This window comes from Tardiphaga sp. 839_C3_N1_4 (assembly GCF_051811045.1).
GTDB lineage: Bacteria > Pseudomonadota > Alphaproteobacteria > Rhizobiales > Xanthobacteraceae > Tardiphaga.
Map to the genome: position 1 here is coordinate 2,600,077 of NZ_JBPWQD010000001.1, position 25,512 is coordinate 2,625,588.

General features: G+C 61.3%; 24 protein-coding genes. 14 read left to right on the forward strand and 10 right to left on the reverse strand.

The window, feature by feature from the left end:
* Nucleotides 1-286 precede the first annotated feature (286 nt).
* The 3 genes from AB8A38_RS12465 to AB8A38_RS12475 all read left to right on the forward strand — a co-directional run bounded on the left by AB8A38_RS12465 (nucleotide 287) and on the right by AB8A38_RS12475 (nucleotide 2,626).
* On the forward strand, nucleotides 287-1,804 hold the full coding sequence (locus AB8A38_RS12465) for a DEAD/DEAH box helicase (protein ID WP_089261529.1): 1,518 nt from the start codon (nucleotides 287-289) through the stop codon (nucleotides 1,802-1,804).
* A 24-nt stretch (nucleotides 1,805-1,828) separates the two neighbouring features.
* On the forward strand, nucleotides 1,829-2,107 hold the full coding sequence (gene infA, locus AB8A38_RS12470) for a translation initiation factor IF-1 (RefSeq protein WP_068733922.1): 279 nt from the start codon (nucleotides 1,829-1,831) through the stop codon (nucleotides 2,105-2,107).
* A gap of 306 nt (nucleotides 2,108-2,413) precedes the next feature.
* Nucleotides 2,414-2,626, forward strand: a complete 213-nt coding sequence (locus tag AB8A38_RS12475) for a cold-shock protein (RefSeq protein WP_011474122.1) — start codon at nucleotides 2,414-2,416, stop codon at nucleotides 2,624-2,626.
* Between the two features lie 152 nt (nucleotides 2,627-2,778).
* Here AB8A38_RS12475 and AB8A38_RS12480 read toward each other — a convergent pair whose 3' ends face one another.
* The 4 genes from AB8A38_RS12480 to AB8A38_RS12495 form a co-directional block, all read right to left on the reverse strand.
* Complete coding sequence (locus AB8A38_RS12480; RefSeq protein ID WP_315840980.1) at nucleotides 2,779-3,402, reverse strand: TadE/TadG family type IV pilus assembly protein; 624 nt, start codon at nucleotides 3,400-3,402, stop codon at nucleotides 2,779-2,781.
* 17 nt (nucleotides 3,403-3,419) lie between these two features.
* Nucleotides 3,420-3,968 carry a TadE/TadG family type IV pilus assembly protein gene (locus AB8A38_RS12485; protein ID WP_315840979.1) on the reverse strand — a complete coding sequence of 183 codons (549 nt, stop codon included), beginning with the start codon at nucleotides 3,966-3,968 and terminating at the stop codon, nucleotides 3,420-3,422.
* Nucleotides 3,969-4,147: 179 nt separating this feature from the next.
* Nucleotides 4,148-4,654 (reverse strand): pilus assembly protein N-terminal domain-containing protein, encoded by a 507-nt coding sequence (locus tag AB8A38_RS12490; protein WP_315840978.1) that lies wholly within the window; start codon nucleotides 4,652-4,654, stop codon nucleotides 4,148-4,150.
* A gap of 1,129 nt (nucleotides 4,655-5,783) precedes the next feature.
* Nucleotides 5,784-6,611: a sterol desaturase family protein gene (locus tag AB8A38_RS12495; RefSeq protein WP_315840977.1), complete on the reverse strand. Its 828-nt coding sequence runs from the start codon at nucleotides 6,609-6,611 to the stop codon at nucleotides 5,784-5,786.
* 285 nt (nucleotides 6,612-6,896) lie between these two features.
* Between AB8A38_RS12495 and AB8A38_RS12500 the strand changes: the two genes are divergently transcribed.
* The 9 genes from AB8A38_RS12500 to AB8A38_RS12540 all read left to right on the forward strand — a co-directional run bounded on the left by AB8A38_RS12500 (nucleotide 6,897) and on the right by AB8A38_RS12540 (nucleotide 15,739).
* Nucleotides 6,897-7,061, forward strand: coding sequence for a Flp family type IVb pilin (locus AB8A38_RS12500; RefSeq protein WP_315840976.1), 165 nt, complete (start codon nucleotides 6,897-6,899; stop codon nucleotides 7,059-7,061).
* A 303-nt stretch (nucleotides 7,062-7,364) separates the two neighbouring features.
* The gene (locus tag AB8A38_RS12505) at nucleotides 7,365-7,889 is read left to right on the forward strand and encodes an A24 family peptidase (protein WP_439086183.1); all 525 of its coding nucleotides are present in this window, start codon (nucleotides 7,365-7,367) and stop codon (nucleotides 7,887-7,889) included.
* Nucleotides 7,890-8,009: 120 nt separating this feature from the next.
* The gene (cpaB, locus tag AB8A38_RS12510; RefSeq protein WP_439086184.1) at nucleotides 8,010-8,795 is read left to right on the forward strand and encodes a Flp pilus assembly protein CpaB; all 786 of its coding nucleotides are present in this window, start codon (nucleotides 8,010-8,012) and stop codon (nucleotides 8,793-8,795) included.
* 17 nt (nucleotides 8,796-8,812) lie between these two features.
* Nucleotides 8,813-10,267, forward strand: coding sequence for a type II and III secretion system protein family protein (locus tag AB8A38_RS12515; RefSeq protein WP_439086185.1), 1,455 nt, complete (start codon nucleotides 8,813-8,815; stop codon nucleotides 10,265-10,267).
* A 23-nt stretch (nucleotides 10,268-10,290) separates the two neighbouring features.
* Nucleotides 10,291-11,025 (forward strand): CpaD family pilus assembly protein, encoded by a 735-nt coding sequence (locus AB8A38_RS12520; RefSeq protein WP_439086186.1) that lies wholly within the window; start codon nucleotides 10,291-10,293, stop codon nucleotides 11,023-11,025.
* Complete coding sequence (locus AB8A38_RS12525) at nucleotides 11,022-12,290, forward strand: AAA family ATPase (protein WP_315840970.1); 1,269 nt, start codon at nucleotides 11,022-11,024, stop codon at nucleotides 12,288-12,290. The genes AB8A38_RS12520 and AB8A38_RS12525 overlap by 4 nt, the downstream gene beginning before the upstream one ends.
* A 21-nt stretch (nucleotides 12,291-12,311) precedes the next feature.
* Nucleotides 12,312-13,769, forward strand: a complete 1,458-nt coding sequence (locus tag AB8A38_RS12530) for a CpaF family protein (RefSeq protein WP_439086187.1) — start codon at nucleotides 12,312-12,314, stop codon at nucleotides 13,767-13,769.
* A 10-nt stretch (nucleotides 13,770-13,779) separates the two neighbouring features.
* Complete coding sequence (locus AB8A38_RS12535) at nucleotides 13,780-14,754, forward strand: type II secretion system F family protein (protein WP_439086188.1); 975 nt, start codon at nucleotides 13,780-13,782, stop codon at nucleotides 14,752-14,754.
* A 10-nt stretch (nucleotides 14,755-14,764) separates the two neighbouring features.
* Nucleotides 14,765-15,739 carry a type II secretion system F family protein gene (locus AB8A38_RS12540; RefSeq protein WP_315840967.1) on the forward strand — a complete coding sequence of 325 codons (975 nt, stop codon included), beginning with the start codon at nucleotides 14,765-14,767 and terminating at the stop codon, nucleotides 15,737-15,739.
* Between the two features lie 131 nt (nucleotides 15,740-15,870).
* Here the strand turns inward: AB8A38_RS12540 and AB8A38_RS12545 are convergent, their stop codons facing one another.
* Nucleotides 15,871-16,674: a tetratricopeptide repeat protein gene (locus AB8A38_RS12545; RefSeq protein WP_439086189.1), complete on the reverse strand. Its 804-nt coding sequence runs from the start codon at nucleotides 16,672-16,674 to the stop codon at nucleotides 15,871-15,873.
* Nucleotides 16,675-16,847: 173 nt separating this feature from the next.
* Between AB8A38_RS12545 and AB8A38_RS12550 the strand changes: the two genes are divergently transcribed.
* Nucleotides 16,848-18,230 (forward strand): leucyl aminopeptidase family protein, encoded by a 1,383-nt coding sequence (locus AB8A38_RS12550; RefSeq protein ID WP_439086190.1) that lies wholly within the window; start codon nucleotides 16,848-16,850, stop codon nucleotides 18,228-18,230.
* Nucleotides 18,223-19,074 carry a C40 family peptidase gene (locus tag AB8A38_RS12555; protein ID WP_439086191.1) on the forward strand — a complete coding sequence of 284 codons (852 nt, stop codon included), beginning with the start codon at nucleotides 18,223-18,225 and terminating at the stop codon, nucleotides 19,072-19,074. The genes AB8A38_RS12550 and AB8A38_RS12555 overlap by 8 nt, the downstream gene beginning before the upstream one ends.
* Here the strand turns inward: AB8A38_RS12555 and AB8A38_RS12560 are convergent.
* The 5 genes from AB8A38_RS12560 to AB8A38_RS12580 all read right to left on the reverse strand — a co-directional run bounded on the left by AB8A38_RS12560 (nucleotide 19,058) and on the right by AB8A38_RS12580 (nucleotide 25,510).
* Nucleotides 19,058-19,624: an NUDIX domain-containing protein gene (locus tag AB8A38_RS12560; protein WP_439086192.1), complete on the reverse strand. Its 567-nt coding sequence runs from the start codon at nucleotides 19,622-19,624 to the stop codon at nucleotides 19,058-19,060. The genes AB8A38_RS12555 and AB8A38_RS12560 overlap by 17 nt on opposite strands.
* A 96-nt stretch (nucleotides 19,625-19,720) precedes the next feature.
* On the reverse strand, nucleotides 19,721-21,358 hold the full coding sequence (locus AB8A38_RS12565) for an ABC transporter ATP-binding protein (protein WP_439086193.1): 1,638 nt from the start codon (nucleotides 21,356-21,358) through the stop codon (nucleotides 19,721-19,723).
* A gap of 9 nt (nucleotides 21,359-21,367) precedes the next feature.
* Complete coding sequence (locus AB8A38_RS12570; RefSeq protein ID WP_439086194.1) at nucleotides 21,368-22,546, reverse strand: ABC transporter permease; 1,179 nt, start codon at nucleotides 22,544-22,546, stop codon at nucleotides 21,368-21,370.
* Nucleotides 22,546-23,652, reverse strand: coding sequence for a microcin C ABC transporter permease YejB (locus AB8A38_RS12575; RefSeq protein ID WP_439086195.1), 1,107 nt, complete (start codon nucleotides 23,650-23,652; stop codon nucleotides 22,546-22,548). The genes AB8A38_RS12570 and AB8A38_RS12575 overlap by 1 nt, the downstream gene beginning before the upstream one ends.
* A gap of 1 nt (nucleotide 23,653) precedes the next feature.
* Entirely contained in the window at nucleotides 23,654-25,510 is a 1,857-nt protein-coding gene (locus AB8A38_RS12580) for an extracellular solute-binding protein (protein WP_439086196.1), read from the reverse strand.
* Between the last annotated feature and the right edge of the window lie 2 nt (nucleotides 25,511-25,512).

Here is a 25,512-nt window from a genome sequence, read left to right on the forward strand (position 1 = left end):
TAAATAATCACCAAAAATTGCCTCATGTCTAAATTTCATGCAGCGGTATTTTGTCGCTGGTTTTAACCCTCACGCCGATTGACCTTGAATCCGCCGCCTTGCTGTTCCATATCAATCGAACGACCTAGAGAATCATCAGGTCCTTGCGAGCCGCGTGTTCTGATCCCGTCTTTACTCTGATCTCCTCAGGGCAGTTCGACGGTTTCTGGCTTGCCCCTTCAGCTAACCAGAACTGACGCCCCAAACACGCGGGTGTCCCAGACACACTCGCGCGCTCCCTGGCCCCATGGTCTTTGAATCATGGCCGGGCGCCTGCTTTCACTTTGGAAAGATTAATCTTTTGACCACCTTTCAGGAATTCGGCCTCGCCGATCCCATCACCCGTGCGCTTAAAGAAGAAAACTACACCACCCCAACCCCGATCCAGGCGCAGACCATCCCGATTGCCATCACCGGCAAGGACGTGATCGGCATCGCCCAGACCGGCACCGGCAAGACCGCTTCCTTCGCGCTTCCTATCCTTCACCGTCTGCTTGAGAACCGCATCAAGCCGCAGCCGAAAACCTGCCGCGTGCTGGTGCTGAGCCCGACCCGCGAACTCTCCGGCCAGATCCTCGACTCGTTCAACGCCTATGGCCGCCATATGCACCTCGCATCGGCGCTGGCCATTGGCGGCGTGCCGATGGGCCGTCAGGTCCGTTCGCTGATGCAGGGCGTTGACGTCCTCGTCGCCACCCCGGGCCGCTTGCTCGACCTCGTGCAGAGCAACGGCCTCAAGCTCAACATGGTTGAGTTCCTGGTGCTCGACGAAGCCGACCGCATGCTCGATATGGGCTTCATCAACGACATTCGCAAAGTCGTTGCCAAGCTCCCGATCAAGCGCCAGACGCTGTTCTTCTCGGCCACCATGCCGAAGGATATCGCCGATCTTGCCGAAGCAATGCTCAAGGATCCGGCCCGCGTCGCGGTGACCCCGGTTGCCTCCACCGTGGAGCGCATCAGCCAGCGGATCATGCTGGTCGATCACTCCGCCAAGCCGACGATCCTCGCCCAGATCCTCAAGACCGAGACGGTCGATCGCGCACTGGTGTTCACCCGCACCAAGCACGGCGCCGACAAGGTCGTGAAGGGCCTCGAGCGCGCCGGCATCGCCGCCGCCGCGATCCACGGAAACAAGTCGCAGAACCATCGCGAGCGTACGCTGGCCCAGTTCCGCACCGGCGAAATCCGCACCCTAGTGGCCACCGACATCGCCGCCCGCGGCATCGACGTCGACGGCATCACCCATGTGGTGAACTTCGACCTGCCGAATATCCCGGAAACCTATGTCCACCGAATCGGCCGTACGGCCCGTGCCGGACGCGAAGGCATCGCAATCTCGCTTTGCGCGGGCGAGGAAATGGCGTATCTGCGCGATATTGAAAAGCTGATCCGCATTTCGCTTCCGAAGGAAGACCGCCGCACCCCAGGCCGCAACGACGTGGGGCCGTCGCCTTCCCAGAACCGTGGCGGTCAGCGCAACGGTCGCTCCGCCCCGCACGCACCACGCAGCAATGACGGAGCGCCCGGCAAGAACGCGCGCAATCGTCGTCGCCCTCATGGCGGCAACGGCGGCGCATCGCAGCCGAACCGCGATCATGGTCGGAACGAGAATGCGAGACACGAGAATGCACGGCATGAGCCGATCTCACGTCCGGCCAACCAGGCTGGAACCGCGACTAAAGAAGGGATGCAGGGCGTTGCCTTCCTGCACCGCGAAAGCCGACCGAATACAACCCCGAACCGCACCCAGCGGCCACGCTAACAGCCGATCGATCTGGAGCTAACAATGGCCAAAGAAGAGCTGATCCAGTTCGAAGGACTGGTGACCGAAATCCTCCCCGATGCACGCTATCGCGTGCAATTGGACGCAGGACACGAAATCGTCGCCTACACCGCCGGCAAGATGAAGAAGAACCGCATCAAGACGCTGGCCGGCGACCGCGTGACCATCGAGATGTCGCCTTACGATCTCGAAAAGGGTCGTCTGATTTTCCGCCACAAGGACGAGCGTCCCGGCGGTCCTCCGCGTGGCGCACCGCCGCGCGGTCAGTTCCGTCGCCGCTAAGCGCATCCAGCGTTTAAACTGTCGACAGTTTAAAGCGCAACGACAACCCATCCGCGCATCGGATCACTCGCGATGCGCGGATGGGTAAGCGTTCCTGACCGTTCGTGCGCAATCAAAAAATCGTGCGCGTCAGGATTGTTTTGAGGGGGCGCTTCCCCTAATATGAGTTAATCGATTTTCGGCCGGACGACATTATCTATCCCCCGGTGCAGCCGGTCTAGACTGACGACCCTTCCAAAAATTCGATGTCACCAGCCCACATTTGTTGCGTGGGCTACACTATATCTTTGAGAAGGGACTACCCCCATGAGCATGGGAACAGTGAAGTGGTTTAACGCGACCAAGGGCTTCGGCTTCATTCAGCCGGACGATGGTGGTAACGACGTGTTCGTTCACATCAGCGCCGTTGAGCGTGCCGGTCTCGGCACCCTGCGTGAAGGCCAGAAGATCAGCTACGAAATCGTTGCTGACCGTCGTTCCGGCAAGTCGTCGGCCGACAATCTCCGCGCTGCAGGCTAAACGATCACTCGCAAGCTTGATGCTTGCGAACTGATCGACTGAATACGAAAAGGCCGCGCTCTCGAGCGCGGCCTTTTTGCTGAAGCATGATCCGGAACAGTGGATCGACGATCGTTCGCTGCAGCTACAAATACGCAGCGCATGATCGCAAATTACGGCGTGCAGCTCGTCACCATCACGACGCATGACGTTTGCCTTGGTCGCGTGTACATCGCATCGGACAGCGTGAGTCCGCCCTTCGGCACGACCCAGCCGATCGTCGGCACGTATGTATAGTTGGCCTCGCCGAGGATCAGATACTGGTTCGGCAGATAGTTCCCATTGGCGTCCTTGACGATCAGATTGGTGGGAACCGATACGATATCGTTCACTTTCCTGACCACATCATTGCCATTCACTTTCCCGGTGGGAAAATCGCCGCGCGTCCACACCACCTTGGCGATCTTGGTCGACGGATCGATATAGACCTGACTGATCGACGCCTTGAGCTGCGTCTTGTCATAAGGCGTCAGCATCGCATCGGCGATGATGAAGAAATTCGAGACATCGGTTTCCGCCAGCGTCGTGTAGCGCGACGCAAGATCGGCCAGCCCCTGTGAGATCTGGCTGACCTTGCGATCGACGGCAAAACCGTTGGAAACATCCAGCATGCCGAAGAACATCAGGAACATCAGCGGAATGATCATCGCGAACTCGACCGCGGAGACGCCTCTCGTATCGTCTCGCAACAGCAAGGCCTGTCGCCAGGCTGCCAGTGCTGCCATACGCACGCGCATTGTCCCGATCCCTGCCATCACTGCGGCCCGGTAGCCGCCGTCGCGGCCAGCAGGCGCTTGCTGCTCGTCGTTCCACGACTGATATTGGCGATATTGTAGCCCAGGCCAGTCACATAAAGCGGCCACTGATAGAAGCCGCGCACGACCACCGTCTTGCTGGTCGGACAGGCCGGCGGCTGGTAGACGAGATTCGTCGACACATAGTTGCCGCTGGCGTCGATCGGATCCGAAATCGTGATCGCGGTGCCGGGATCGTATGACCGCACATCGATGTCGAGCTTGGTGCAATCCATCAATGCCGATGCGCGCGCGCAGATCGACGTCTTGAAATCGACGGCTGTAGCTGCAGCGGAACACGTATAAACCGACCGCGCAGCATCCTGGACGCCGGTTTCAAGGACCTGCCCCGCCAGAAACACCATGCCGGTTTCCATGATGGCGAAAATCAGCGCGAAAAAGATCGGCGCGATCATCGCGAATTCGACTGCGGCCGAGCCGCCGCTGTCGTGGCCGAAGCGGCGCAGCCGCCTGGCGAGCATCGCCATCGAGATCAGCGGTAACAGCATCTGCAAGTGCCTCGGTGATAGGAAATAGCTACCACCGAGATGTATCGGAAACAGATTGTTGAAGTGTTTCGCCGGATCGAGACAAGACGGCTCGATGGGTTAACCCGCTGTTGACCATGTCTCCGCTGAACGATACCGCATGGGATGCGGCACCATTTGCGCGTTTACGAGATCACAGGTCAGTTGTTGAGCCTGGCGGCATTTCCTGCCGTTATGGCCTGAGTACTGAGAGTCCCGGCCTGCCCAATCGCGGATCTGAAGAAGGTCTCACCGTCACCCAGCCTCACGCGTCGCTGACATTCCGGCGTACAGGTATAAGTCTCACGCTCGACACCACGATAGACGGTGACGAGTTTGTCGGTCGGACCTTCGACCTGAACCAGCCGATCCATCAGGACAGCGCCCGTACGATCCATTGCGATCACATTGGTGGCGCCATAGCCCTTGCCGGTCACCACGACCATGCCGCCGGGCTGTAGCGTCACATCTGCAATCAGGGGGTTGCCGACCACAATGGTGGCGATCTTCTCAGGAAATTTGACGAGCTTGGCCTGATCGACGCTGACCGCGATCAGATCGTCCGCAGGGGCCGCAAGACCGCCCACCGGCAACAGCATGGTCCCTGCCACCAAGGCACGGGCCACAAACACCGCACGCATCCGCGCGCGCTTCGACTGAAACGACATCCTGTACTCCGGGACGATACAAGCCGACAAAAGCAGATACGCAGCGGTGCCGGCGCCCGACATGGCAAATGTGCCGTTAATTGATGAAGGAACTGGAAACGGCGGTGGCGGGGTGCATGATGGACGCTGTCCCGGCTTAGGAAGCCTAGATTGACGGGCCATTGCCCGGCAAACCAATTGGTTTGCCTGAGGGCGCACGAAGGCGGCGAAGCCACTGCAGTTCGAACCTCAGCACTCCAATTGGAGTGGCAGAGAATCCTGATCCAAGCTCGTCATTCCGGGGCGCTGCCCGCACTTGCCGGACGCGAACCCGGAATCTCGGTGTGTTTTGCGCTGAACAGGTCGAGATTCCCAACCACACCAATTGGAGTGGCTGAGGTTCGTCTGCGCGAAGGCGCCCCGGAATGACAGTGTGGGGCGGCAAGCAGCACCCGAACATTTTTTCCTATTTTCCGTTGACAACATCCCCAAAAGGTTTATATTCCCCTTTGTCCTGCCCCACCGAGAGGGGCGATCGCGATCGTCACGTTCGCGGGGTGGGATGCGGTGGACGCCGGAGATGCGGCGTCACGCGGTTCATGGGGTGACGTCTGTCTTCGGGCAGGACGGATCTGCGCCAGCACTGCCACTGGCAAGGAGACGGCCGACCTTGGGATGGAAAGACCCCTGGACAGTGTGACGGACGACCAACTCAAAACGCGTCCGGCTTACTCGCTTGAGGCTCCCTGTCCCTCCGCCGTGGGACCATCATTTTGGTGATCGGACCGTTCGCCAAGGCAAAGTGCAAGCAGGCTGAAAAAACACCGTATGCGGAACGTCGGGCACTTGCTCGGCGCCTCCGAAAGTCCTGATGCACTCACAATTGCGGAAGACCGCATTCGGCATCAGGCCCAAGGGTGCAACGGGCACCCGGCGTTCCGCACGCCCTCTCAAGGGAGGGTGGGAATGCTAAACACGACGGCGCCCCCGCGCCGCAAACAATGGGGGTGACGACGCATGTCTGAGGCGCAGTGGCTGTTTGACTTTGAATGCGCAACGACGCACAGGCGCCAGATGCATCCCTCCCTCAAGCATTGTTTAGCAATGCGCCGTGGCTCCGCCGCTTGGGGGAGAGAGAAGGAAGAGCGCCCTACTGCTTGAACGGATAGACCAGCTGGCCGGTGAATTCAGTGGGCAACGGCTCGCCATCAACACCGTAATTGTCCGGCAGTTCGCCCTTCGGCATGCGGAAGGTCCCGAACATGATGTCCCAGATCGGAAACGTGCCGGCGAAATTGGTGTTGCCGCCGCGCTCCTGCGAGGTGTGGTGCCAACGATGAAACACCGGCGTCGCCAGCACATATTTGAACGGCCCGAGGGTCCAGTTCAGATTGGCGTGCACGAAAGCCGAGTGGAAGGTCGTGAACGGTCCGACCCACAGCATGATGTTCGGCGAGATACCCGCCATCAATAGCAGCACGTCGACGGCGACGGTACCGAGAAACAGGTTGACCGGATGAAACCGTGCAGCGGAGATCCAGTCCACCTCTTCCGACGAGTGATGGATCGCGTGGTATTTCCAGAATCCGCCGCCGTGATACATCCGGTGCAGCCAGTACAGCATGAAGTCGGACGCCACGAGGAAGAAGATCGCCTGTACCCAGAGCGGCATCTGCGCCAGCGGCCCGTGGCCATTGTCGTAGAAGGCGATCAGTTCATCGGCATCGTGAATATTGAAGACGACGGCAGCGCCGACCACGAGGAGTCCGATCCGCACGACGCGGGTGATCAGCGGCACGAAGAACCAGTAGACCACGTCGGTTACGATCTCCGTCTTGCGCCACCAGTGCTTGCCGGGATTGCAGGCCCAGAAATGCGTCAGCACCGTAAAGACCACGGCCAGAGCCAGTGTGATCGGGACCACCTTCATGATGGTCTCACCAAACATATTCAGGATATCGAAGGGGAGTGTCGTCATCGCGGCCTCGCGGTATTCGAAGGCCAAGAGTTACCGCGGTATGCTTAAGGAGCAATGAAGCGAAAAGGACACGCGTGGTGTCATCAAACCCAAGTCATTCTAAAATCGTCTTAAGTAGGTATTTACCGTGCAAAAGAAGAGACAAATGCGACCGACTTTCATCAATCGAATTAACCGCACTGCAATTCCCCACTCCTAGTGTTCCCTCATGGTCACGGTGCTGAGAACGCCGGGGAGACCAGGCATCACGATCGACAGCCACGTGCACATATGGAGTTTTGTATTATGAAGAACCTCGTTTCGCGTTTCATGAAGGATGAGTCCGGCGCCACTGCTATCGAATACGGCCTGATTGCTGCCGGCATCTCGCTGGCCATCATCGCAATCGTTAACGGCCTCGGCTCGAACCTGAATGGCAAGTTCGGTCAGATCAACACCTCGCTCAAGTAAGCGACTGTTACGAGTGCATCAAAAGGCTCCGGTGTCCGGAGCCTTTTTTGTTTCCGAATGCTGCTGACCGTCGCCTCCAGGATCGTTCTGCGTATGAGACACCCCGACATTCCCCGCTCCGTCCTCCAGGGACTTCAGATCTCGCTCCGCGACCCTGCCGGCTTGGTCTGCGCCGCATTGATCCTCGCGCTGGTCGCCGTTGCGATCCGGATCGCCAGCGTTTGGTAAATTCTTTCTTGTTGTCCGATTGTTCATTTCTGCTGGCTAGGTTTTCCGTCGTCGCCGCAACGGGCCTTTGAAGCCATGATCCTCGATTTGACGCGCCTTCTGCTGTTCCCGGGCCTGATGGCCTATGCGGCGATCAGCGACCTTTTCACGATGACCATTTCGAACCGCATCTCGCTGCTGCTGGTGGCGGGCTTCGCCGTATTGGCGATCTTTGGCGGAATGGGTCTGCAGGGTGCGCTGTCGCATCTCGGAGCAGGGGCATTGGTGCTGGTGGTCGCTTTTACCTGTTTCGCGTTCGGCTGGATCGGTGGCGGCGATGCCAAGCTCGCCGCAGCGGCGGGACTGTGGTTCGGCTTCGACCATCTCGTGAACTACCTCGTTTACGCCTCGCTGTTCGGCGGCGCGCTCACGTTGCTGCTGCTGCAATTCCGTCAGTGGCCACTGCCCTACGCGCTCGGCGGCCAGGCCTGGCTGATGCGTTTGCATCACAAGGAAACCGGCATCCCCTACGGTATTGCCCTCGCCCTCGGCGCACTGCTCGTTTACCCCGACACCGGGTGGGTGAAGACGATCGACCTGGCACGTTTCGCGCTTCACTAAAATCGGAACTTTCTATTAACGCGATTTAGATACCGCTCATTAACCATGCTTTGACGAATAACTGGTCAACTCCCGTTACAGCGGCGGCAGCGTCGCGGCGTAATGTGGAAAGTGAAGCGTATGAATACCGCACGCATTGTGGTCCTCGCCATTGCACTCGGCGCTGGCAGTGTGGCGCTATATCTTGCGAGCACATCGGACGCACCGCCGCCCCCTCAGGTCGCCGAGGCCCCGACAACTGATGTCCTCGTTGCCAAGGCCGATATCGCGCTCGGTCAGGCGCTAGGTCCCGATGATGTCCAGTGGCAGTCTTGGCCCGCATCGGCGGCGAGCACCAACGTCATCAGCCGTAACAGCCGCCCGGACGCCGCGGCGCAAATCGCCGGCTCCATCGCGCGTTCGGCCTTCATTGCCGGCGAACCGATCCGTGAACCGAAACTTGTGCGCGCAAATGGCGCTGGCTTCATGGCCGCCGTTCTGCCGACCGGCATGCGTGCCGTCTCCACCGAAATTTCGCCGGAAACCGGCGCGGGCGGTTTCATTCTGCCGAACGACCGCGTCGACGTGATCCTGTCGAAGCGCGAACGCGGCGGTGATCGCGGCGGCATGGAGGTCATAAGCTCCGAGATCATCTTGAACAATATCCGCATTCTCGCCATCGATCAGGCGCCCAAGGAAAAGGACGGGCAGAATTCAGTCGTCGGCAAGACCGCAACGCTCGAATTAAAGCCCGAACAGGCCGAGTTGCTCGCCCGCGCGCGGCAGAGCGGCACGATCTCGCTGGCGTTGCGGGCCCTGGTCGACGCCAACGCGCCTCCGCCGGTTGAAGATCCCAATAGCGGCAAGCGCGACAGCATTAGCATCGTGCGTTACGGCATCCCGTCGACCGCGACCATAACGAAGTGATCGAGAGGACGCAGGCGATGAAGCGCATCACAACAGGCGGATCGATGCGGGATCTTGCAGCCCACGCGCTGTCGCTCACCGCCATCACGGCGCTCGCGATCAATCCCGTATTGACGCCAGTTTTCGCGGCCGACGCCACGTCTATGCAAGCCGGCAGCGCCGGCCCCTTGAACGCAAAATTCCTGCCGCTCGGCATCGGCAAGTCGATCGTCATCGACCTGCCGCGCGACATCAAGGATGTGCTGGTCGCCGATCCCAAGATCGCCAACGCCGTCGTGCGTTCGGCGCAGCGCGCCTACATCATCGGCGCGACCATAGGCCAGACCAACATCGTATTCTTCGACGTCACCGGCCAGCAGATCGCCGCCTACGATATCGCCGTCACGCGCGACCTGAACGGTATTCGGGCCGCGCTCAAGCAGACCATGCCCAATTCGGATATCCGCATCGAAGGTCTCGGCGATGGCGTAATGCTGTCGGGTACGGCATCGAGCCAGGTCGAAGCGCAGCAGGCCGCGGACCTCGCGGCGCGCCTCGCCGGCGGCATGGACAAGGTCGTGAACAGCATCTCGGTGCGCGGGCGTGATCAGGTCATGCTCAAGGTCACCGTCGCCGAAGTCCAGCGCAACATCGTCAAGCAACTCGGCGTTGATCTGTCGGCATCGATGAGCTACGGGACGTCCGTCGTCAACTTCAACAATAGCAACCCGTTCACGGCGCGCGGCAGCAGCCTGGTCTCCGATAATGCCCTCAAGGCATCCTTCGGATCGACGCCATCCGTCACGGCGACGCTGAAGGCGATGGAAAACGCCGGCGTCATCCGGACGCTCGCCGAGCCCACGCTGACCGCGATCTCCGGCGAGACCGCCAATTTCCTTGCGGGTGGCGAATTTCCGGTCCCCGGCGGCAATACCTGCGATCCCACAACGCGGATCTGTACGACGCAGATTACCTTCAAGAAATTCGGCATTTCGCTGGGCTTTACGCCGGTGGTTCTGAGCGAAGGTCGTATCAGCCTGCGTGTCGGCACCGAAGTCTCCGAGCTATCGCAGGAAAATTCCGTCACGATCAGCGGAACGTCGATCCCGGCGATCAAGGTCAACCGTGCGGACACCACGCTCGAGATTCCGTCCGGCGGTTCGATGGTAATGGCCGGCCTTATCAAGCAGCAGACCAAAGCGGCCATCAGCGGCCTACCGGGCATGTCGCAATTGCCTGTGCTGGGCACGCTGTTCCGCAGCCGGGATTACGTCAACAACAACACCGAACTGATGGTCCTGGTCACGCCCTATGTGGTCCGCGCTGTCGCGCAGAAGGATCTCTCGCGTCCGGATGACGGCTTCGTGGATGCGTCCGATCCGCAGGCCGATCTGCTCGGCAACGTCAACCGCATCTATGGCGCACCGCACCGCACCGAGCCGACCCAACCGATGCGCAGCTATCGCGGCGTTTTCGGCTTCATCACGGATTGAGACGGGGCAAGTATCAGATGACCATGATCAATCACACAGCGATACATTCTTCGCGCACGCGGACTGCCACGGGCGCGCTGCTGTTCCTGACGCTTGCGCTCGGTGGCTGCAAGACCGTTGCGCAGGACGCCACGTCGAGCATACCGGACGATTACCGGCTGCGGCATCCCATCGTTGTCGAAGAACGGGCCAAGACCACCGAGGTCTTCGTCGGCAGCCAGCGCGGCGGCCTGTCTGCCACACAGCGCGCGGATGTCATATCGCTCGGTCAGGACTGGTTGCGCGAAGGCACCGGTGTCATCACCGCGGAGGTGCCGGTCAATACACCGAATGCACGCGCCGCCAAAGAGTCTTATCGTGAGGTTCATTCACTCCTGATGGCGATCGGCGTGCCGCAGAACGGCGTCCTGATGCGCAGCTATCAGCCGAGCGATCCGCGTATGTTGCCGACCATCCGCGTCAGCTATCCGCTGATCGGGGCTTCGGCCGGTCCGTGTGGCACCTGGCCCGACGACCTTGCGTCATCGATCAAGAACAAGGGCTATCTCGCGAACAAGCCGTATTACAATCTCGGCTGCTCGCAGCAACGCAATCTCGCCGCCATGGTCGCCAATCCTTCGGACCTGGTTCAGCCGCGCGCCGAGACCCCTGTCTATGCCGGCCGACGTACCGTCGTGCTGGACAAGTATCGCAAGGGTGAGAGCACCGCGACGACCTATCCCGAAGACAAGACCAAAATCAGCAATGTGGGCCAATGATTAGCTACGCGCAGAAAACCGCAGACGAGCAGCCCTCCGCCGCAACACCCGCGGCAGAGGAGCATATTGCGCCGGCACCGCGCGTGTCGGTGCAGGCGTTCTGCGAGACAGTGGAAACCGCTGCCGCTGTGCAGGCCGCTGCCGAAGACAGGCGTTTGGGCAAGGCTCACATCAAGATCCAGATGGGCGGCATGCCTGCGGCCATCGAGGCCTATCGATCGGCACCGACGCCGAACGTCATTGTTCTCGAGACCGAGCCGCGCGGCGACATTCTCGCTGGCCTTGATCAACTGGCGACGGTTTGCGATGCCGGTACCCGCGTTGTGGTGATCGGCAAGGTCAACGATGTCACGCTCTACCGCGAGCTCGTTCGTCGCGGCGTCAGCGACTACGTGATCGCGCCTGTTGCGACGATCGACGTCGTTCGTTCGATCTGCGGACTGTTCTCGGCGCCGGAAGCCAAGGCGGTCGGCCGCATCATTGCCGTGGTCGGTGCCAAGGGCGGCGTCGGCGCGTCCACCATCGCTCACAACGTCGCCTGGGCGATCGCGCGCGATCTGGCGCTGGACTCCGTTGTCGCCGACCTCGATCTCGCTTTTGGAACTGCCGGGCTGGACTACAACCAGGACCCACCGCAGGGCATCGCCGACGCAGTGTTCTCGCCGGATCGTGTCGACACCGCCTTCATCGACCGACTGCTGTCGAAATGCACAGATCATCTCAGCCTGCTGGCTGCCCCCGCCACGCTGGACCGCGTCTACGACTTTGGCAGCGAAGCCTTCGACTCGATCTTTGACACACTGCGGTCGACGATGCCCTGCATCGTGCTCGACGTTCCGCATCAATGGTCGGGCTGGACCAAGCGGGCACTGATCGGCGCGGATGACATCCTGATCGTCGCGGCGCCGGATCTCGCCAACCTGCGCAATACCAAGAACATGTACGATCTGATCAAGGCCTCGCGCCCCAATGATCGCGCACCCCTGTACTGCCTCAATCAGGTCGGCGTTCCAAAGCGGCCCGAAATCAGCGCCAGCGAATTCGCCAAGGCCATCGAGACACCGCCGATCGTTACGATCCCGTTCGATCCGCAGATGTTCGGCTCGGCGGCCAACAATGGTCAGATGATTGCCGAAATTGCCGCCGGCCATCGCACCACCGAACTCTTTCTGCAAATTGCGCAGCGGCTGACCGGCCGCGGCGAGGCCAAGAAGCCACGAGGATCCTTCCTGGGTCCGTTCCTGGAGAAATTGCGGTCGAAGTAATTCACCGCATGGAGTGTTGTCGTGTTTGGTAAGCGTAGCGGAACAGATACCGATGTCCGGGCCGTCAAGCCCGCCGGCGCGCCGGAGCCCTCTCCCGGCGCGCCGGCTGCGTCTGCGCCACCGGCTGTGTCATCGCCGCCGCTGTCACCCGCGCGCGCCGCACCTGCGGCCCCCGTCATCGCAGAGCGCCGCTCCGAAAATTACTATCAGGTCAAAGCGACGATTTTCGGCGCCCTGATCGAGGCGATCGACCTCGCGCAGCTGGCCAAGCTCGACGGCGAATCCGCGCGCGAGGAAATCCGCGACATCGTCAACGAGATCATCGCGATCAAGAACATCGTGATGTCCATTGCCGAGCAGGAAGAACTGCTCGACGACATCTGCAACGACGTGCTCGGTTACGGGCCGCTCGAGCCGCTTCTGGCGCGCGACGACATCGCCGACATCATGGTCAACGGCGCCGGCACGGTGTTCATCGAAGTCGCCGGCAAGATCCAGAAGACCGGCATCCGTTTCCGTGACAATCAGCAGCTGCTGAATATCTGCCAGCGCATCGTCAGCCAGGTCGGCCGCCGTGTCGACGAATCTTCACCGATCTGCGACGCTCGTCTTGCCGACGGTTCACGCGTCAACGCCATCGTGCCGCCGCTGGCCATCGATGGTCCCGCGCTGACGATTCGTAAGTTCAAGAAGGACAAGCTGACACTCGAGCAGCTGGTCAAATTCGGCGCGATCTCCCCGGACGGCGCCCAGATCCTCCAGATCATCGGCCGCTGCCGCGCCAACGTGCTGATCTCCGGCGGTACCGGTTCGGGCAAGACCACCCTGCTGAACTGCCTCACCAACTATATCGACGACGACGAGCGCATCATCACCTGCGAAGACGCCGCTGAACTTCAGCTGCAGCAGCCCCACGTGGTGCGGCTCGAAACCCGGCCGCCGAACATCGAGGGCGAAGGCCAGGTCACGATGCGCGAACTGGTGCGCAACTGTCTGCGCATGCGTCCGGAGCGGATCATCGTCGGCGAAGTCCGCGGACCCGAGGCATTCGACCTGTTACAGGCGATGAATACCGGCCATGACGGCTCGATGGGCACCCTCCACGCCAACAATCCGCGTGAAGCGCTGTCGCGCTGCGAATCCATGATCACCATGGGCGGCTTCTCGCTACCCTCGCGCACCATTCGCGAAATGATCTGCGCGTCGATCGACGTCATCGTTCAGGCCGCCCGTCTGCGCGACGGTTCGCGCCGCATCACGCACATCACCGAGGTGATGGGCATGGAAGGCGACACCATCATTACACAGGACCTGTTCGTCTACGACATGGTCGGCGAAGACGCCAACGGCAACATCATCGGACGGCACCGCTCGACCGGCATTGGCCGCCCGCGGTTCTGGGATCGTGCCCGCTATTACGGCGAGGAGAAGCGGCTCGCGGCGGCGCTCGATGCTGCTGAAGTCATAGCGCCGAACTGAGGAGCGAATGATGAACATGCAGGCGCTCGCATTGGCATTCATGGCCAGCATCGCTGTCGGCGGTCTGGCCTGGGTTTTTCTCTATCCGCTTTTGTCCGGCGAGAAGAAGGCCGAAACCCGCCGTGCATCGGTCGCGCGGACGGAGCCCGTGGCGCGCCAGGTCGACAGAAACCAGCGCTCCCGGCGCGAGCAGGTCGAAGGATCGCTCAAGGAAGTCGAAGCACGCCTTCAGAAGGAAAAGAAGATCCCGCTCGGAATCCGGATCGCGCAGGCCGGCCTCGACTGGAGCGACCAGAAATTCATGGTGATCTCCGGCATTCTGGGGGGTGGAAGCTTCCTGATGACAATGCTGTTTGGCGGCGGTCTGCTCGCGGCCGCCGGTCTCGGTTTCGCCGCCGGCTTCGGTCTTCCGCGCTGGATTCTCGGCTTTCTCAAGAAGCGGCGCGAGGCGGCCTTCCTCAAAGCACTTCCAGATGCCGTCGACGTCATCGTTCGCGGTATCAAGGCCGGCCTGCCACTGTTCGATTCGATCAAGGTTGTCGCCGCCGACGCGTCGGAACCCCTGCGCAGCGAATTTCTTGCCATCATCGAAACTCAGACGATCGGTATGCCGCTCGGCGAGGCCTGTGCGCGGCTCTATGAGCGCATGCCGCTTCCGGAGGCTAACTTCTTCGGCATCGTCGTCGCGATTCAGCAGAAGTCGGGTGGCAACCTCTCGGAAGCTCTCGGCAATCTCTCCAAGGTGCTGCGCGACCGCAAGAAGATGGCCGAAAAAATCCAGGCGATGTCGATGGAAGCCAAGGCGTCCGCCGGCATCATCGGCTCGCTGCCGCCGATCGTGATGTTGCTCGTCTATCTCAGCACGCCTGAATATATTTCGTTGCTGTGGACCCATCCGACGGGCCGGCTGATGCTGGCGGCCTGCGTGGTCTGGATGTCCTGCGGTATCTTCGTCATGAAGCGCATGATCAACTTCGACTTCTGATGGTGCTGACATGATCGATATCCTGATAGCAAAGCTCCACGACGTTCGCTTCATGACGATGATGCTGGCCGCGATAGCTGTTGCGGCGACGGCTTACAGCCTGCTTACGCCGTTGTTCGCCGGCGATGGCCTCGCCAAGCGCATGAAGGCGGTCGCCAGCGAGCGGGAGCGGTTGCGGCAACGCGAGCGGGACCGCATGGCGAAAGGCGAGAGAGTGTCGCTGCGCCAGACGCCGAAGCAACTCGTCTCCAAGGTCGTGACCGACTTCAACCTCGGCAAGTGGCTGGCGCAGGAAGCCGCGCTCGACAAGCTGGTCATGGCCGGCTATCGCGGCCAGGCGCCCTATATCACCTTCCTGTTCTTCCGCGCCGTGACACCGATCGTGTTCCTCGTCTTCGCGATCCTCTACGTGTTCGTGATCTCGCGGATGGAGCAATCGATGCCCATCAAGATCGGCATGTGCCTCGGTGCCGCCTATCTTGGCCTGCAGGCGCCGATGATCTTTCTCAAGAATGCGATCTCCAAGCGCCAGCTATCGATCCGCCGCGCATTTCCGGACGCTCTCGATCTGCTGCTGATCTGTATCGAATCCGGCATGTCCATCGAAGTCGCATTTCGCCGCGTGTCCATCGAGATCGGCTCACAGTCGGTGGCGCTGGCCGAGGAATTCACGCTGACCACCGCCGAACTGTCTTACCTGCAGGATCGCAAGGTTGCATATGAGAACCTCGCAAAGCGCACCGGACTTGAAGGTGTCAAATCGGTCTGCCTGGCATTGATGCAATCTGAACGCTACGGCACCCCGCTCGGTCAGAGCCTTCGCGTGATGGCGCAGGAAAACCGCGACATGCGCATGAACGAGGCTGAGAAGAAGGCCGCCGCGTTGCCGCCCAAACTGACCGTGCCGATGATCCTGTTCTTCCTGCCGGTTCTGTTCGTCGTCATTCTCGGCCCGACGGGCATCAAGGTCGCAGCGATGCAGTGAGGAGGCTTGACGCCGCCCTCTCAGCCGTCATTGCGAGGAGCGAAGCGACGCGGCAACCCAGACGGCCGCAAGCGAACACTGGATTGCTTCGCTTCGCTCGCAATGACGGCTATTAATTTCGGAGAATAACCTTACGACCGACGCGGTGCGTCATCGTCCCGGGCGCCCAAACGCGGCGTGCCCTTACTGCTCAGCATCTGCTTGAGATAGGCGACATTCGCCGCTGCTTCGTCTGGCGGCAGATCAGCCCTCACGATGGATTCCGCTTCACCGAACCGGCCCTGCAGGCCAACCACGAGACCGAGATTCTGGCGGACGCGCGGATCGACATGGCCGCGGCCCTGCGCGCGGCGCAGCGTCGCCTCGGCCTGCGGCAGATCCTTCGAGAGCATGTAGGACAGACCGAGATTGGAAAGCACGGACGGCTCCTCCGGCCTGATCTTCAGAGCGCTGTCGTAGTAACGGCGGGCTTCGTCATGCCTCCCCATCTGGTCAAGGACGGCGCCTTGTGCCGACAGGATACGCCAGTCCGGATTGGCCGGGCTATGCGCGGTGGTCAGCACATCGAAGGCGCGCTGGAAGCTGCCGGCGTCGGCCAGCGCGCGGCCGTAGCCTGCCAGCAGCGGCCTGTTGCCGGGATTCGTCAGGGTCGCTTGTTCGAACACGGATACGGCCTGGGCGCGCTGGCCATTGGCGCGCAGCGCCTGGCCGTAGCGCAAGGCTATGTCGGCGTCCTTCGGATTCGCCCGGTAGCGTTCGCCATAGACTTCGGCGGCACGGGCGGGATCGGCATCGGCTGGTGCTTCTGCGCGAGCGCCAAGGGAACCTGTGATATCGGACATGCCCGCGGTCTTACAGCCGGCAAGGCCTGCGGCCAGGATCGCGGTCACTGCCACGGTCGTCAAAAGCCGGGCAAGACAAGGGGGCTGACGCATGACAGGTTGACTCAACAATGGAGCGAACGGGCGGGCCGGATGCCTCCAGCAATAGAGTGTTAACCCTAATGGCTGGTTAATCGGCGCAGACTGCGCCATATCCTCCCATACCGTCGCTTGACGCCCTTTGCGCTTCGGGTGTCATTGCCGCTCCCTTTCGCGAGATTCTGCATATGCATTCCGCCTTCGAGACCGCTGCCGCCGCATCCGCCATACCGATCACCTTCGCGACCAAGACAACCTGGCCTGAAATCAGCGCGGCACTCCCCGCGCGGGCGAGAGCTTTCGCCGCGGCCAACGGTTTTGCGGCGAAGCCCGGCGCGTGGCTGGCGCTGCCAGCAGAGGACGGCGCCATTGCCCAGGTGATCTTCGGACTGGAAGACGACGGCGCAACCTTCCGCGACCTGTTCCGCCCGGGGCAATTGCCCGGCCTGCTACCGCCGGGCACCTACCGTTTCGCCAACGTCCCCCACGACACTCGCCTCGCCGTACTCGCTTTCGCCCTCGGCAGCTATCGTTTCGGCCGCTATCGCAAGAATGATGAGCCCAAGGTGAAGCTGGTGCCGCCGGATGGCATCGATGTCGCCGATATCAGCCGCATGGCCGAGGCTGCAGCACTGGCGCGCGATCTCATCAATACGCCGTCGAACGATATGGGGCCGGAAGAGCTCGCCGCGGCCGCCAAGGAACTCGCCACGCGTTTTGGTGCGGACTTCAAATGCATCGTGGGCGGTGACCTCATGCAGCAGAATTTCCCGTTGATCCACGCCGTGGGCATGGCCTCGACGCGCGCGCCACGACTGATCGATTTCTCCTGGGGTGACCCGTCGCATCCGAAGGTGACGCTGGTCGGCAAAGGCGTCTGCTTCGACACCGGCGGCCTCGACCTCAAGCCATCGAGCGGCATGCTGATCATGAAGAAGGATATGGGCGGCGCCGCCAATGTCCTGGCGCTGGCGCTGATGGTGATGGACGCTAAGCTGAAAGTACGGCTGCGCGTGCTGATCCCCGCCGTGGAAAACGCCGTCGCCGGCAATGCCTTTCGTCCGCTCGATATATTCAAGTCGCGCAAGGGTCCGACGGTCGAAATCGGCAACACCGACGCCGAAGGCCGCCTGGTGCTGGCCGATGCACTGGCCTATGCCGATGAGGAGAAGCCGGACCTACTGGTCGATCTGGGCACGCTGACCGGCGCCGCACGCGTGGCGCTCGGCCCCGATCTACCGCCCTACTACACCAATGACGAGACGCTGGCGCTCGACGTCGCGCGCTGCGCCAAAGAACAGAATGACCCGCTGTGGCGGCTGCCGCTCTGGGCTCCCTACGATGCCTGGCTCGACTCCAAGGTGGCCAATATCAACAATGCGCCCTCCGGCGGCTTTGCCGGCTCGATCACATGCGCGCTGTTTCTGCAGCGCTTTGTCGAAACCGCCAGGAGCTGGCTTCACGTGGACATCTATGGCTGGACGCCGTCGGCAAAACCGGCGCGCCCCGAAGGCGGCGAATGCCAGGCGGCACGTGCGATCTATCAGCTATTGAGCCAGCGCTATGGATAAACGAGATCCCCGGCTCACTCCTGCGCGCCCGGACGTGGCTGCGCGATATCTTGAAGGCCAGGTCGAGGCCGCGCGTTTCGTCGACGGCGAAGAATTCGAGGTTGCCGATGGCGTCACCTCCATGCGGCTCCAACCATTCTCCGGCGCCGAAATGAATACGCAGGCCTTGAAGGGCGAGCGCTTCACCATCTACGACCGTAACGAAGAAGGCTGGGCTTGGGGCCAACTCAATGGCGACGGCTATGTCGGCTGGCTTTCGGATCTCGCACTCTATCCACCCGGGCCGACACCGACGCACAAGGTGACCGCACTTCGGACCTTTCTGTTTCCAGGTCCCTCCATCAAGCTGCCGCCGACGGACACGCTGCCGCTCGGCGCGCGCCTGGCCATCGTCAAGATGACCGATGCATTTGCCATGACGAATGCCGGACAGTGCGTGCCAAAGCAGCACGTCGCGGAGATCGATGCGTTCGAGACCGACTTTGTTGCCGTGGCCGAGCGCTTCGTCGGCACGCCCTATCTGTGGGGCGGCAAGAGCAGCCTCGGTATCGATTGCTCCGGACTGGTGCAAATCGCACTGACCGCCGCAGGAACTGGGTGCCCGCGTGACAGCGACATGCAGGAGAGCGGCCTCGGCCGCGCTCTGTCAGACGCCGAGATGCAGCATCTGAAGCGCGGCGACCTAATCTTCTGGAAGGGCCACGTTGCCATCGCCCGCGATGCCGACACCATCGTGCATGCCAATGCGCATCACATGGCAACGGCCATCGAGGACACGAAGAGTGCCATTGCGCGGATCAAGGCAGCCGGAAGCGAGGTAACGAGCGTCAAGCGTCTGGACTAGGCAGCGCGCGCTCGTAATAGTTCTGCAATCGTCCCCGATGCAGCGCCAGCCATTGCAGGGCGCTGACCATCAAGCCGTTGTAAACTGCGCCGCTATCCAGCGCCGCGATCGCCTCGTCGATGGAGACCACGAAAGGCCGGGTATCCTCCGTCTCTCCGACGAGGCCGCCCCGAACAGGCACCTTGCTGCTGTCGACGAAACCGAGAAAAAATGTGACGTACTCATCGGTGAAACCCGGCGTCGGCAGCACGCTATAGAGTTCAAACAAACGCTGCGGCGTCACACCAATTTCTTCGGCGCATTCCCGCGCGGCGGCGGACATCGGCGTCTCATCCCCATCGATCCGCCCGGCGACGATCTCGACCATCTCACCGCGCCCCGTCGCCAGATGCGCCGGTAAACGGAACTGGTGAATCAGCACGACCTTGCTGCGTTCCAGATCGATCGGAATTACTGCTGCCACCTTGCTCGCGCGCAGCACGTCGCGCTGCTGCCGCAACGTCTCATCGTCCGCGCGAATGATGGCGATGTCGTAGCGCTCGTAGGTCATGAAGCCGCGTCCGACCACAGTCGGAGCCGAGACAGCGACATCGGCAGCACGGTCCGTAATGGTTGGACGGTGATCGTTGTCTTTCGTCATCGTATCCTACTGCGCAGCATCCCCGCCCGGCGCCGTTTCGATCCTGAACGCTGCGGCAAACAGCGCGCGAGTGTAATCGGTCTTCGGATTCTTGAACAGCTCAGCCGCCGGACCTTCCTCGACCACCTTGCCATGGCGCATCACGATGAGATGGCTGGCCAGTGACGCGACCACGCGCAGGTCATGCGAGATGAACAAGTAAGTGAGATCGCGCTTGCGCTGCAGCTCGCGCAGGAGGTCCACCATCTGCGCCTGGAACAGCATGTCGAGCGCACTGGTCGGCTCGTCCAGAACGACGAAGCTCGGCTCCAGCACGGCAGCGCGCGCGATGCTGATACGCTGGCGCTGGCCGCCGGAAAACTCATGCGGGTAACGAAAACGCGTCTTCGGATCGAGACCGACATCCTGCAGCGCCTTGACGACACGTGCTTCACGGTCTTCCGCGGACAGAGAGGGTTGATGCACGCTCAACCCTTCGGCGACGATATCGCCAACCGACATACGCGGCGACAGCGCCCCGAACGGATCCTGAAACACGATCTGCATGTCACGCCGGATCGGCCGCATGTCCTTGAACTGCAGACCCTGAATGTCCTTGCTGAGGAACACGATCGGTCCTTGCGAGGAAATCAGCCGCAGCAACGCGAGCCCCAGCGTCGTCTTGCCCGAGCCCGACTCGCCGACGACGCCGAGCGTCTCGCCTTGCCGCACCTTCAGGCTGACACCGTCCACTGCCTTTACGTGGCCCACCGTCTTGCGGAGTAATCCCCGCTTGATCGGAAACCAGACCTTGAGATCGTCCGCCGACATCACCACCGGCGCTTCGGGCCGCGGCGGCGCCGGATCCGGCTTCGGCTCGGCCGCAAGCAGGTCGCGCGTATAGGGGTGCTGCGGCGACGTGAACACCTGCTCCACCGGACCCTGCTCGACGATCTTGCCATTGTTCATGACGCAGACGGTATCGGCGATACGGCGAACAATCCCGAGATCGTGCGTGATGAACAACAGACTCATCCCGAGCCGCTGCCGGATATCGGCGAGCAGAGCGAGGATCTGCGCCTGCACCGTGACGTCCAACGCGGTGGTCGGCTCATCGGCAATCAGGAGATCAGGTTCATTAGCGAGCGCCATCGCGATCATGACGCGCTGGCGCTGACCGCCCGAGAGCTGATGCGGATAGCTGGCGAGACGCGTCTCCGGATCTGGAATGCCGACTTGCGTGAGCAGCTCCAGCGTGCGTTCGCGCGCCTTAGTGCCGCGCATGCCGTTATGCAGTTGGAGGATCTCGCCGATCTGCGCACCGATCGTGTGCAGCGGGTTCAGCGAGGTCATCGGCTCCTGGAAGATGATGGAGATATCGTTGCCGCGGATGCCGCGGATCTCGCGCTCCGACATGCTCAGGAGTTCATGGCCCTTGAAGCGGATATGGCCGGACGGATGTGATGCCGTCGGATAGGGCAGCAGCCGCAGGATCGACATTGCGCTGACGGATTTGCCCGAGCCGGACTCGCCGACAAGCGCAACGCATTCGCCGCGCTTGATCTCGAACGATACGCGATCGACCGCGACCGACGTATTGCCGCCATGGTGGAAGGCGACCGAGAGATCGCGGACATCGAGCAGCGGCTGGTTGATGGCATCCATGCTGCGGCCCTACCTGAATGTCTTGCGCGGATCGAAGGCATCGCGGACGCCCTCGCCGATGAAGATCAACAGCGACAGCATGATCGCCACCGCGAAGAAGCCGGTGAAGCCGAGCCAGGGCGCCTGCACATTGGCCTTGCCCTGCGACAGCAGCTCGCCGAGCGACGGCGAGCCCGGCGGCAGGCCGAAGCCGAGGAAATCCAGCGCAGTCAGCGTCATCACCGAGGACGAGACGATGAATGGCAGGAAGGTCATGGTGGCCACCATGGCATTAGGCAGCAGATGCCGGATCATGATCTTGGCGTTGGACACGCCGAGCGCCCGTGCCGCCATGATGTATTCGAAGTTACGGCCGCGCAGGAATTCTGCGCGCACGAGACCGACCAGCGACACCCATGAGAACAGCAGCAGGATCCCAAGCAGCACGAAGAAGCCGGGCACTAGCACCGAGGACAGAATCAGCAGCAGATAGAGTGACGGGATCGCACTCCAGATCTCGATGAAGCGCTGAAAGGCAAGATCGACCCAGCCACCGAAATAGCCCTGCACACCGCCTGCGGCGATGCCTATGATTGACGAAATGATCGTTAGCGCGAGACCGAACAGCACCGAGATGCGGAAGCCGTAGATCAGCCGCGCAACAACATCGCGGCCCTGATCGTCGGTGCCGAGCCAGTTATATTCAAGGTCGCGGCAGCTCTTGAGGCCCTTCTTCTCGACCACCGGCTTGCACTGTTCTTCGGTCAGCATCCATGTCGGCTTCGACGGCGCCGGCGTCGGCAAATCGAGATTGTGCGTATCGTAGGAATAGCGAATCAGCGGCCAAAGGATCGTGCCGTTCTTCTCGGCGATCAGTTTCTGCAGGAACGGGTCGCGATAATCGGCGGCCGTCTCGAAATCACCGCCGAACGTCGTCTCCGAATAGGTGACGAAAGCCGGGAAATACATCTTGCCGTCGAACTTGATGAAGAACGGCCGGTCATTGGCGATCACCTCGGCGAACAGCGAGATGAAGAACAGGAACATGAAAAGCCAGAACGACCAGTAGCCACGGCGATTGGATTTGAAGTTCTGCCAGCGACGCTGGTTGAGCGGCGAGATGCCAAGCGGGTGACGCGATGGCGGCACTGCTTCGCCAAGCGGCGACAGCGTGGTGGTTTCGACGGGCACGGGCGCTGTGATCGTCATCAGACTTCTCGCGCCTCAAAGTCGATCCGCGGATCGATCCACATATAGGCCAGATCGGACAGGAGATTCACGACAAGACCAACCAGCGAGAAGATGAACAGCGTGCCGAATACCACGGGATAATCGCGATTCAATACGCTCTCGAAACCGAGGAGACCCAGCCCATCGAGCGAAAAGATCGTCTCGATCAGGAGCGAACCCGAGAAGAAAGCGTGAATGAACGCGCCGGGGAAGCCGGCGATGACGATCAGCATGGCGTTGCGGAAGATGTGATTGTAGAGCACCTGCCGCTCGTTGCAGCCTTTGGCCCGCGCCGTCATCACATATTGCTTGCGGATTTCATCGAGGAACGAGTTCTTGGTCAGCAGCGTCATGGTGGCGAAGGCGCCGAGCACCATCGAGATCAGCGGCAGCGTCATGTGCCAGAAATAGTCGATGATCTTCCAATACCACGGGAAGTGGCTCCAGCCATCGGATGTCAGTCCGCGCAACGGGAAGATGCTCCAGAACGATCCGCCCGAGAACAGGATGATCAGCAGGATCGCGAACAGGAAGCCCGGGATGGCGAATCCGACGATGATCACGGCCGAAGTCCAGGTGTCGAAGCGCGAGCCATCCTGCACAGCTTTGCGGATGCCGAGCGGGATCGAGATCAGGTAGGTGATCAGCATCATCCAGATACCGAGTGACATGGACACCGGCAGCTTCTCCTTGATCAACTGCAGCACGGTGGTGTCGCGGAAATAGCTCTTACCGAAATCGAAGCGCGCGAAGTTCCACAACATCAGCGCGAAACGTTCCGGCGCAGGCTTGTCGAAGCCGAACTGCTTTTCCAGGCTCTTGACGAAATCCGGATCGAGCCCCTGCGCGCCGCGATATTTCGAATTCACCGCATCGCCTGCCGCGCCGGGCTGCGCACGGTTGCCGAAGTCGCCGCCGGACGAGCCGGAGACGCGCGATGCGCCTGTGTCGGCGCCGCTGAGCTGCGCGATCACGCGCTCGACAGGACCGCCGGGCGCGAATTGCACCACAACGAAGGAGACGAACAGGATTCCCAGCAGTGTGGGAAACATCAGCAGCACGCGCCGTGCGATATATGCGCCCATGCTATTTGGCCTGCTCGCTTGAAGGTTTTGCGGACGCCCACCACAGATCGGGGGCACCGACGCCGATATATTTCGGCAGATTGGCGGGATGGCCGAACACATCCCAATAAGCCACGCGATGCGACGCCGAGTACCATTGCGGCACCCAGTAACGCCCGGCCCGGATAACACGATCTAGCGCCCGCGCTGCGAAGACGAGCTTCGGCCGCGTATCGGCGGCGATCACCAATTCGACCAACGCATCGACCACGGGATCCGAAATCCCGGCAAGATTCTTCGAACCTTTGGTTGCGGCCGCCTGAGCCGTGAAGAACGGACGCAGGGAGTCGCCGGGTACCGTCGAGAAGCCGAACCGCTCCATGGTTGCATCAAAATCGAAATCGTTGCGTCGCGCCTGGGACTGGACGGGATCGACGAGGCGCGGAGTCGCCTCGATACCCAGCGTGCCGAGATTCTTGATGAAAGGTGCGTGATGCGCCTGCAGCGCGGGCTCGTCATACAAAAATTCGATCTTGAACGGATCGCCTTGTGCCGTCATGCGCTTGCCGTCCTTCATCACGCAGCCAGCGTCGTTGAGAAGTTGGATGGCCCTGCGCAGCAGCGTGCGATCCTGACCCGATCCGTCCGATGTTGGCGGCACATAGGGAGTACCGAAGACCTCAGGCGGCACTTTGTCGCGAAACGGCTCCAGCAATGCGAGCTCTTCCGGCGATGGCGCACCGGTCGCCATCAGATCGGAATTCTGGAACGGCGACACCGTGCGCACATAGGCGCCGTACATGATGGTCTTGTTGGTCCATTCGAAATCGAACGCGTTACCGATCGCCTCGCGCACGCGTGGATCCTGGAATTTGGCGCGCCGCATGTTGAGGAACCAGCCCTGCGCACCGGATGGCGTATCGTCCGGCAAAATCTCCTGCTTGACGCGTCCGTCCTTGATGGCAGGAAAATCGTAGCGCGTATTCCAGATGCGCGACGTGAATTCCTCGCGATACAGGTAACTACGGCCAGTGAAGCCTTCGAAAGCGACGTCGCGATCACGATAGAAGTCGAACCGCACCGTATCGAAATTATAGCTGCCGCGGTTGACCGGCAGATCTGCGCCCCACCAATCCTTGACGCGGTCGAATTCGATGTAACGCCCGACCTCGAAGCGGCCGACCTTATAGGGTCCGCTGCCCAGTGGCGTATCGAGCGTGGCCTCATCGAAATTGCGCTTGTCATAATAGGCCCGCGAGAAGATCGGCATGCCAGCAATAAATAGCGGCACGTCACGGCCGCGCTTCTCCGCAAACATCACGACGAGCGTGGCGTCGTCGATGGCCTCGGCTTTCACCATATCGCGCATCTGCTGCGTGATGATGGGATGCCCTTTAGTCTTCAGTGTCGCCAACGACCACGCGGCATCGCGCGCGGTGAGCTTGCTGCCGTCATGGAAGCGCGCCTCGGGCCGCAGCGTGAAACGATATGTCAGTCCATCGGCAGAAATCTGCACGGACTTCGCCGCCAGACCATACATCGCATCAGGCTCATCACCAGCGCGCGCCATCAAGGTCGCGAAGGTCAGCCCCATACCCTGCGCCCCGTCGTTTTTCAGGATGAAGGCGTTCAGCGAGTTAAAGGTCTGGAACGACTGATTGAACGCGCGGCTCGACGGCACCGTCGAGAAGGCGCCGCCCTTCGGCGCCTTGACGTTGACGTAGTCGAAATTCGGAAAGTCGGCCGGATATTTCAGATCGCCAAAGGCCGAAATCCCGTGTGACTCGTTCGGCGCCTGCGCCAGCGCCGGGCTGAAGCGTGACGCCGCGATAGCGCCGATCCCGAGACCCAGCACGTGCCGACGATTGAGCTGCGCCATGC

Coding starts and splice junctions, on each gene's coding strand:
- AB8A38_RS12485 (WP_315840979.1), bottom strand. CDS start 3,968: ATGCTGTTACCGCTGATCTCGATGGCGATGCTCGCCAGGCGGCTGCGC.
- AB8A38_RS12505 (WP_439086183.1), top strand. CDS start 7,365: ATGATCCTCGATTTGACGCGCCTTCTGCTGTTCCCGGGCCTGATGGCC.
- AB8A38_RS12465 (WP_089261529.1), top strand. CDS start 287: ATGGTCTTTGAATCATGGCCGGGCGCCTGCTTTCACTTTGGAAAGATT.
- AB8A38_RS12515 (WP_439086185.1), top strand. CDS start 8,813: ATGAAGCGCATCACAACAGGCGGATCGATGCGGGATCTTGCAGCCCAC.
- AB8A38_RS12525 (WP_315840970.1), top strand. CDS start 11,022: ATGATTAGCTACGCGCAGAAAACCGCAGACGAGCAGCCCTCCGCCGCA.
- AB8A38_RS12520 (WP_439086186.1), top strand. CDS start 10,291: ATGATCAATCACACAGCGATACATTCTTCGCGCACGCGGACTGCCACG.
- AB8A38_RS12545 (WP_439086189.1), bottom strand. CDS start 16,674: ATGCGTCAGCCCCCTTGTCTTGCCCGGCTTTTGACGACCGTGGCAGTG.
- AB8A38_RS12535 (WP_439086188.1), top strand. CDS start 13,780: ATGAACATGCAGGCGCTCGCATTGGCATTCATGGCCAGCATCGCTGTC.
- AB8A38_RS12475 (WP_011474122.1), top strand. CDS start 2,414: ATGAGCATGGGAACAGTGAAGTGGTTTAACGCGACCAAGGGCTTCGGC.
- AB8A38_RS12495 (WP_315840977.1), bottom strand. CDS start 6,611: ATGACGACACTCCCCTTCGATATCCTGAATATGTTTGGTGAGACCATC.
- AB8A38_RS12550 (WP_439086190.1), top strand. CDS start 16,848: ATGCATTCCGCCTTCGAGACCGCTGCCGCCGCATCCGCCATACCGATC.
- AB8A38_RS12575 (WP_439086195.1), bottom strand. CDS start 23,652: ATGGGCGCATATATCGCACGGCGCGTGCTGCTGATGTTTCCCACACTG.
- cpaB (WP_439086184.1), top strand. CDS start 8,010: ATGAATACCGCACGCATTGTGGTCCTCGCCATTGCACTCGGCGCTGGC.
- AB8A38_RS12540 (WP_315840967.1), top strand. CDS start 14,765: ATGATCGATATCCTGATAGCAAAGCTCCACGACGTTCGCTTCATGACG.
- AB8A38_RS12565 (WP_439086193.1), bottom strand. CDS start 21,358: ATGGATGCCATCAACCAGCCGCTGCTCGATGTCCGCGATCTCTCGGTC.
- AB8A38_RS12555 (WP_439086191.1), top strand. CDS start 18,223: ATGGATAAACGAGATCCCCGGCTCACTCCTGCGCGCCCGGACGTGGCT.
- infA (WP_068733922.1), top strand. CDS start 1,829: ATGGCCAAAGAAGAGCTGATCCAGTTCGAAGGACTGGTGACCGAAATC.
- AB8A38_RS12560 (WP_439086192.1), bottom strand. CDS start 19,624: ATGACCTACGAGCGCTACGACATCGCCATCATTCGCGCGGACGATGAG.
- AB8A38_RS12570 (WP_439086194.1), bottom strand. CDS start 22,546: ATGACGATCACAGCGCCCGTGCCCGTCGAAACCACCACGCTGTCGCCG.
- AB8A38_RS12500 (WP_315840976.1), top strand. CDS start 6,897: ATGAAGAACCTCGTTTCGCGTTTCATGAAGGATGAGTCCGGCGCCACT.
- AB8A38_RS12580 (WP_439086196.1), bottom strand. CDS start 25,510: ATGGCGCAGCTCAATCGTCGGCACGTGCTGGGTCTCGGGATCGGCGCT.
- AB8A38_RS12490 (WP_315840978.1), bottom strand. CDS start 4,654: ATGTCGTTTCAGTCGAAGCGCGCGCGGATGCGTGCGGTGTTTGTGGCC.
- AB8A38_RS12480 (WP_315840980.1), bottom strand. CDS start 3,402: ATGCGCGTGCGTATGGCAGCACTGGCAGCCTGGCGACAGGCCTTGCTG.